A 5,577-nucleotide genomic window follows, 5' to 3' on the forward strand; every position below is an offset into this window, starting at 1 on the left:
GCCAGGAGTGTGAGGTCACCGCTCGTGCGCCAGGTCGCCGCTGCGGGCTTCCCGCGCGATCAGGTCACGGGACGCGGCGTCGTCGGCACGGACCCGATGGGCGGTCTCGAGCACATCGTCGATGTCGCTGTCGGGAATGACGACGGCTCCCGATGAGTCGCAGAAGATGTACTGGCCCGGATAGATGCCCACTCCGTCGATGACGACGGGGATGTTCGCCTGAAACGGCGTGACGACAGCTCCACCCCAGGCGACGGCCTCTCCCGAGCACCAGGCTGCGAAAGGTTCCTCGGCCAGCTCGTCGAAGTCGCGAAGGCGGCCGTCGGTCAGGACGCCGGCGAGGCCGACGTTGGTCGCACGGGAGAGCTTCGTCCCACCGGCGAGAGACGTCGAGCTGTGGCCGTTGCTGGCCATCACGAGGACCGTGTTGGCGGGATCGGCAGGTGATCCGTCGACGGCCTGGTGGAACAGCCGTCCGAACGTGTATTGCTCCGGGTCGAGTACGGCATGGCACGTTGGGAAGAAGGAGATCGTCGCGACCCGACCGAACAGGGTGCGTTCGGGTGTCGGACTGACCAGCCCGGTGACATGGGCACGGTGACGATGCTTCCGGCCGAGCGCGTCGGTCAGATCGGCACACGTCAGGCCTGCGGCTGATGCTGCGCGACGCCGCTCCACCGTGTTGTCTTCATCGTTGTTCACGGTCACTCCGCATCATTTCTCAGTCACTGATGACGCGAGGGCGTGCCACCGGCTCAGCGGTGGCACGCCCCCACGAGTACATGGTCAGACGGAAGCCTCCGTCGTCTCGATGCGGCGGGGCAGGACCCAGCCGGCGCGAGGGTAGTGGCAGTTGTAGCCGTTCGGATACCGCTGCAGGTAGTCCTGGTGCTCAGGCTCGGCCTCCCAGAACGGGCCGGCGGGCTCGATCGTGGTGACGGCCGAGCCTGGCCACAGGCCGGAGGCGTCGACGTCGGCGATCGTCTCCTTGGCGATCTGCTCCTGCTCGGGGGTGAGCGGGAAGATCGTCGAGCGGTAGCTCGTGCCGATGTCGTTGCCCTGACGGTTCAGGGTCGACGGGTCGTGGATCTGGAAGAAGAACGCCAGGATGTCCCGGTACGTCGTCTTCGACGGATCGAAGACGATCTCCACAGCCTCGGCGTGGCCGGGGTGGTTGCGGTAGGTGGCGTGATCGTTCTGTCCGCCGGTGTATCCGGCACGGGTGCTGATCACGCCCGGCTGCTTGCGGATGAGCTCGTCGACGCCCCAGAAGCAGCCGCCGGCGAGGACGGCCGTCTCGGTGCCTGGTGTGCGGGTGACCTCTCCGGTGTCGTGAATTCCACTGGTCATGATGCGTGCTCCTTCGTGGTCGTGGTGGTGGTCTCGAACAGTGAGCGGAACTCGCCATACCCCTCGGCCTCCAGGTCGGAGACGGGGATGAACCGCAGCGCGGCGGAGTTCATGCAGTAGCGCAGGCCGCCAGCGTTCGCGGGGCCGTCGTCGAAGACGTGTCCGAGGTGGCTGTCCGCCCCGGTGGAGCGGACCTCGGTGCGGGGCATCCAGAGGGATCGGTCCGTCTTCGTGTGGACGGCGTCCGCGACGACCGGCTTGGTGAAGCTGGGCCATCCGGTTCCACTGTCGTACTTGTCGGTGGATGAGAACAGGGGCTGCCCGGAAACGACGTCCACGTACAGGCCGTCCTCGTGGTTGTCCCAGTACTCGTTGCGGAAAGCCGGCTCGGTGCCGTCCTTCTGGGTGACGCGGTACTGCTGGTCGTTGAGGCGGCTCAGGGCCTCAGAAGTCTTGCTGTAGTCGTGCGACACGATTTCCTCCTTGTCCGGCGCCGCTGGCTGCGGCGTCACTGTTGATAACGCCGGGGTGACGCGGTTTGGTCCCGCTAATCTGGGAATAGGCTGTGACTTGAAGAACCCTCCTGTTGCTATTTCGGATCATGCGCTATTTGCTTCACCGAAGACCCATGTCGTGCTCGACTGACTGTCGCTGAGCACGATGCCGGCGGCGTCGAGTTCGTCACGGATACGGTCTGCCGTGCGGAAGTCCCCGACCGTGCGGGCCTGGGCTCGCTGGTCGAGCGCCTGGGCGATCAGAATCTCCAACGCCCGCTCGACGCGCAGGGGTCCAGCGGTTGATTTGCCCCACGGCATCTCGTGCGGATTGATGCCGAGGACGCCCGTCATGGCGAGCACGGCGTCCCGTGCGTCGGCACCGGCCCGCGCGTCGTGCTGGGTGAGGGCGGTATTGCCGCGCCTGACCTCGTCGTGGAGGACGGCGAGGGCCATGGGGATGTTGAGGTCGTCATCCAAGGCGTTTCTGAATGCGACCGGCAGCTTGCTCGCATCCGCCGTCTGCCTCGAGTCGTTCGCGCTCCGGGCGATGAAGTCTTCGATTCTGCGCATCGCCGCCGCGGCGGATCGCAGGGCGGATTCGGTCAGCTCCAGGTTCGACCGGTAATGGGCCGATCCGAGGTAGTAGCGCAGGTCGATAGGACGTATCCCCTGCAGAAGATCGTCGACGGGTGTCGCGTTGCCGAGGGACTTGCTGATCTTGTCGCCGCCGGACGTGACCCAGCCATTGTGCATCCAGTAGCGCGCGAATCCGTATCCGGCGGCACGGGACTGCGCCTGCTCATTCTCATGATGAGGAAAACGCAGGTCGAGCCCTCCACCGTGGATGTCGAAGCTCTCTCCCAGGTAGCGGAGGATCATCGTCGAGCAGCTCAGATGCCATCCCGGGCGTCCCGGCCCGTAAGGCGAATCCCATGCCGCGCCCGCGGCACTCGCCTCTCCTACCGCCACATCTGAGGGAACGGATTTCCAGAGCGCGAAGTCGCGAGGGTCGCGTTTCCCCGTCGCCTGATCGGCATGTTCGTCTCCGGGGAGAGTGCCGGTCTCCTGTGAGGTCAGAGAACCGTAGTCAGGCCATGATGAGACGTCGAAGTAGACGTCTCTCTCATCGTCTCCCGCTCGGTACGCGTGGCCTCGTTTGATCAGCCGGTCGATGAACGCAAGCATCTCGGCGGTATGCCCCGTCGCGCGCGGCTCGATCGTCGGCGGCAAGATACCGATCATGCGATAGGCGTCGGCGAACGCCCTCTCCTGGCGAGCAGCCCACGCCCACCATGGAACGCCCGCCGTGTTGCTCGCAGCAAGAATCTTGTCGTCCAGGTCGGTGATGTTTCGGACCAGGGTCACGTCGAGCTCGTGGCCGATCTGGAGCCATCGTCGCAACTGGTCGAAGACCACTGCCGAGCGGAGATGGCCGACGTGTGGCGGAGCCTGAACGGTCGGACCGCACAGATAGATGCCGACGCGACCCGGTCGCAGGGGCGCGAACGTGCACAACGATGATGTTCCGCTGTCGAAGAGCCGTAACGTCATCGATCAGCTCATCTCACGGGTGCGCTGCTCTCGGAGCGCACGGAGGTGGACCGCGGCCCAGGAGCGGAAGGGGCGCCAGCGTTCTGCGACCTCCTCAAGCAGCGATTCGGGCCCGTACTGGTAGGAGATCTCGGCGTAAAGGCGGCGTTCCGCGCGCGGAAGGACGTCCTGGGCGTTGGCGCCGCGGATAAGGACGAGGTCCGCGGCGAACGGTCCGATGCCTGTCACCGTGAGGAGCTCGCGGCGAGCAGATTCTTCGGGCGTAGTTCGGAGCCGGGGACCGTTGAGCAGTCCGGTGAGCGCAGCCTCGGCGACAGCCCGGAGATAGTCTGGCTTCCGACCGGGTAGGTCCAGTTCTCCGGCGTCGATGGCGCGGATGAGCGCATCGGGCGCGGGAAAGGCCCCGTCGTCCCCGTGCGCGACGATAAGGTCGCGGCGGACTCGGGCAGCAACCGGGACGCGAGTGCGCTGCGACAAGACGCACCAGGCTGCGGCTTCGTAGGGCGAATGGAAGCCGCACGGGCGATATCCGGGGAGAGCCCTTTGGGCGGTGGCGATGATCGGGTCGCGATCGCCGACAGCCGCCCAGGCCCGCGCGTCCACATCAAGAGAGAGGAAGCGGCACACCTGCTCAGCTGCTGCGGCCAGATCGCCAGTGCCGGACAGGCTGATCTGGGCGCTCTCCCCGCGCTGGGTGACGCGGGCGGACACGGGCGTCCAGTCATGCTCGCTCATAAAGCGCGCAGAGAGGACGTCCGGGTCGCCGCCGGCCGCGATCGCGGTAGGGGTGAATTCTTCCCAGAACCGCTTGCTGGTGCGCAAGGACCACGGCCCGAGGACCTGGACCGAGAGGGTGTGCTGCGCCATGGTGGCATTAGGCGCGGGCGTGAATGGTGACGACGTAGCCGTCGGGGTCACGGAATGAGAACTGCAGTCCGAACGGCCCCTCGAACGGTTCCTGCGCGATCGCCACTCCCGCGTCGACCAGGCGTGCATGCACGCCTTCCGCGTCGTCGTTGTGGAACCAGACTCCGGCGCCGGCGCCGAGCTGAGGCATCGCGTCGAGATCCACACCGGGGAACGGGTCGCGGACGGCGAACGCGGCTCCTCCTGCGGAGAAGACGGTCGCCGCGGGGTTCGAGTCTGGGAGGCGTGTGAGTCCGACGAGCTCCTCGTAGAACTTCGCGGAGACGGCGCGGTCCCGCACCTGGAAAGAGACGAAGTCCGGGCCGGTGGTTGTTGCTGCCATGAGCAGGCTCCTGTTCTGTTCAATATCGCCAGTGTCAATATCCTGACACTCGTTGGAGTGTGTGTCAAACTATTGACATGGATGCATTGGACCGGAGCCCGGAGTCGCTGGGGGTGCTGATCAAGGAGACGCAGTCGCTCCTGAACCAGCGAATGGACGATCGGCTTCGCCCGCTGGCGCTGAGTGTGCCGCAGTACGCGTGCTTGACCGCCTTGCAGGACACGCCAGGCATCACGAGCTCCGAACTCGCCCGGCGCGCGTTCGTGTCTCGCCAGTCGATGAACGTGCTGCTTCAGGGGCTGGAGAAGCGGGGACTGGTCACCCGCTCGAGTGATCCTGGGCCCAGGCGGGAACGGAGCGTGGTGCTGAACGATGCCGCAGAACTCCTCCTCGAACGCGCACATGAGGAAGTCTCCTCGGTCGTTCATCGCATGACCGTGGAGGTTGAGCCGGTGGAGCGCGTCCGTCTTTACGAGCTTCTGGCTCGTTGCCGCGACGCCCTGCTCATTCCTTGACGGCATTGTCAGGCCCGGGGAGCTGATACCGGCCGATGGCGCTGTAGGACCCGCGGCGGAAGCGGAGACCAGCGATCCGCCCGTCTTCGACGAGCCAGCGCAGTTCATAGCACGCGCGGTAGTCCGGCGGCCAGAAGGAACAGAACTGCCCCTCTGCATCCACATACCACTCCCCCAACGTGGGTCTTCCGTTCTCGACGTACACGGTCTTGCCGTCCTCGGCGAATGCCTGCGTTGCCCCGTCCTCGTACAGGATCGATGCGGCCGTCAGCGCGCGAGGGATATCCGGTGCTCGAACTTCCTCCGCGTCGATGACGGTGAGGTCAGATAGCGGCTCGTTCATCAGTACGTCTCCTCTGGCCTGATCTGCTGCGGGCGGTCCAGTCGGCTCTCGTCCTGGGTCTCATCGGGGCGA

General features: G+C 65.8%; 8 protein-coding genes. 1 reads left to right on the forward strand and 7 read right to left on the reverse strand.

What is annotated here, in order from left to right:
• Positions 1 to 15: 15 nt before the first annotated feature.
• From AC1RS9_RS14325 to AC1RS9_RS14350, 6 genes are all read right to left on the reverse strand, one after another.
• Positions 16 to 702, reverse strand: coding sequence for an RraA family protein (locus tag AC1RS9_RS14325; protein WP_235006251.1), 687 nt, complete (start codon positions 700 to 702; stop codon positions 16 to 18).
• Between the two features lie 84 nt (positions 703 to 786).
• Positions 787 to 1,350, reverse strand: coding sequence for a peptide-methionine (S)-S-oxide reductase MsrA (gene msrA, locus AC1RS9_RS14330; protein ID WP_074041308.1), 564 nt, complete (start codon positions 1,348 to 1,350; stop codon positions 787 to 789).
• Entirely contained in the window at positions 1,347 to 1,823 is a 477-nt protein-coding gene (gene msrB / locus AC1RS9_RS14335; RefSeq protein WP_020625393.1) for a peptide-methionine (R)-S-oxide reductase MsrB, read from the reverse strand. The genes msrA and msrB overlap by 4 nt, the downstream gene beginning before the upstream one ends.
• Before the next feature lie 126 nt (positions 1,824 to 1,949).
• Positions 1,950 to 3,398, reverse strand: a complete 1,449-nt coding sequence (gene cysS, locus AC1RS9_RS14340) for a cysteine--tRNA ligase (protein WP_074041310.1) — start codon at positions 3,396 to 3,398, stop codon at positions 1,950 to 1,952.
• A 3-nt stretch (positions 3,399 to 3,401) separates the two neighbouring features.
• Complete coding sequence (locus AC1RS9_RS14345) at positions 3,402 to 4,265, reverse strand: DNA-3-methyladenine glycosylase family protein (RefSeq protein WP_074041311.1); 864 nt, start codon at positions 4,263 to 4,265, stop codon at positions 3,402 to 3,404.
• Positions 4,266 to 4,272: 7 nt separating this feature from the next.
• Positions 4,273 to 4,647 (reverse strand): VOC family protein, encoded by a 375-nt coding sequence (locus AC1RS9_RS14350; RefSeq protein WP_074041313.1) that lies wholly within the window; start codon positions 4,645 to 4,647, stop codon positions 4,273 to 4,275.
• A 77-nt stretch (positions 4,648 to 4,724) separates the two neighbouring features.
• Between AC1RS9_RS14350 and AC1RS9_RS14355 the strand changes: the two genes are divergently transcribed.
• A complete protein-coding gene (locus AC1RS9_RS14355) occupies positions 4,725 to 5,162 on the forward strand; it encodes a MarR family winged helix-turn-helix transcriptional regulator (protein ID WP_074041316.1) in 438 nt (145 codons plus the stop codon).
• On the opposite strand, the gene AC1RS9_RS14360 is transcribed toward AC1RS9_RS14355, so the two are convergent.
• The gene (locus AC1RS9_RS14360) at positions 5,152 to 5,505 is read right to left on the reverse strand and encodes a hypothetical protein (RefSeq protein WP_074041318.1); all 354 of its coding nucleotides are present in this window, start codon (positions 5,503 to 5,505) and stop codon (positions 5,152 to 5,154) included. The two genes, AC1RS9_RS14355 and AC1RS9_RS14360, sit on opposite strands and share 11 nt — an antisense overlap.
• Positions 5,506 to 5,577: the final 72 nt, after the last annotated feature.

It is taken from the genome of Dermacoccus sp. MPR-E5, from assembly GCF_058809565.1.

Coding starts and splice junctions, on each gene's coding strand:
- msrA (WP_074041308.1), bottom strand. CDS start 1,350: ATGACCAGTGGAATTCACGACACCGGAGAGGTCACCCGCACACCAGGC.
- cysS (WP_074041310.1), bottom strand. CDS start 3,398: ATGACGTTACGGCTCTTCGACAGCGGAACATCATCGTTGTGCACGTTC.
- AC1RS9_RS14345 (WP_074041311.1), bottom strand. CDS start 4,265: ATGGCGCAGCACACCCTCTCGGTCCAGGTCCTCGGGCCGTGGTCCTTG.
- AC1RS9_RS14350 (WP_074041313.1), bottom strand. CDS start 4,647: ATGGCAGCAACAACCACCGGCCCGGACTTCGTCTCTTTCCAGGTGCGG.
- AC1RS9_RS14355 (WP_074041316.1), top strand. CDS start 4,725: ATGGATGCATTGGACCGGAGCCCGGAGTCGCTGGGGGTGCTGATCAAG.
- AC1RS9_RS14360 (WP_074041318.1), bottom strand. CDS start 5,505: ATGAACGAGCCGCTATCTGACCTCACCGTCATCGACGCGGAGGAAGTT.